This window comes from Oleiphilus sp. HI0117 (assembly GCF_001635235.1).
Window position 1 is genome coordinate 1 of sequence record NZ_LWGA01001096.1, and the last position, 1,057, is coordinate 1,057.

At 41.0% G+C, this 1,057-nt stretch carries 1 protein-coding gene; it reads left to right on the plus strand.

The genetic code is table 11. The annotated features are described in order from the left end of the window. Positions 1-31: 31 nt before the first annotated feature. On the plus strand, positions 32-871 hold the full coding sequence (locus A3757_RS19625) for a GNAT family N-acetyltransferase (protein ID WP_068740141.1): 840 nt from the start codon (positions 32-34) through the stop codon (positions 869-871). Positions 872-1,057 lie beyond the last annotated feature (186 nt).

Genomic DNA, 1,057 nt, shown 5'->3' on the forward strand with positions numbered 1-1,057 from the left:
ATTTTTTTACACCTAGGTTATTTATTATTCTATGTACACTTTAACTACTGCAAAAACAGAAAGTGAAATTAGGGAGCTGGCAGATTGCTGGCGTTCTTGGGAGTCAGAAGGTACTGAAAAGTGGCCTCACAACTTTTTGGTATGGAATGAAAGCTACCGCAAACATCTTTCGGAGGAGGGCGGGAGTTTTTTTTATGTTGTGATTAAAGTGCATGGTGAAGTTTCACACGTGATACCGGTTGTAGAGACTAGGCTTTCTCTTTTAGGTGTTTCATTGAAGGCGTTATCTCTACCATTTCATGACCACTCTCAATTCTCTGGAATTACTTCAGTGTCTCGAGTTTCTGATTTAACTTCTGTAGACATGCTAACTCTTCTGACGGAGTTGTTAGTGGGTTACGACTGTTTTTATGCGCCAGCCGTACAGAAGAAGTCTCTGATATCTGAGAGTGCATTGTTGAGGCGTTTAGGTGCATGTGTGGGCGATCGAGCGGGATGTGATTACTTGGATTTGACTCAGCGAAGATCTAGTGAGGATTGTATTTCCAAAAACTTTAGAAATAACCTTAGAAAGGCATCGAAGAAATTCGCTATTACGCAAGATATTGAGATAGAAACCTCAAAAGATAAAGGAAAGCTTCCAAGCTTATATCAGGAGTTTCTTAGAGTAGAGTCTTCTGGGTGGAAGGGGGGTGGGGGAACGGCCACTGCTATCGCTCTTAATTCCGAATTGGTAGCCTTTTATGAAGAGTTGGTTAACAGTTCTGGGCAAGGTTACTATTGTGAAATTAGTATTATAAGGCAGAGTGGGAATCCGATCTCTGGTCAATTGCATATTCTGGCCCATTCCGATCACTCATTCTGGTTTTAACCGATCATCATTTCTGGAACTTTTCGACCATTGATTCTGGTTTTATTCGATCACTTTTTCTGGATTTCCAGAATCAGTGATCAGATACCAGAATTGATGATCAGATATTTCCAGAATCACTCCTAACGCGTTGACTTAACTAACAATCTGCTAGTCTCTTAGCCTTTTTCCGGCGAGGAGTAATAG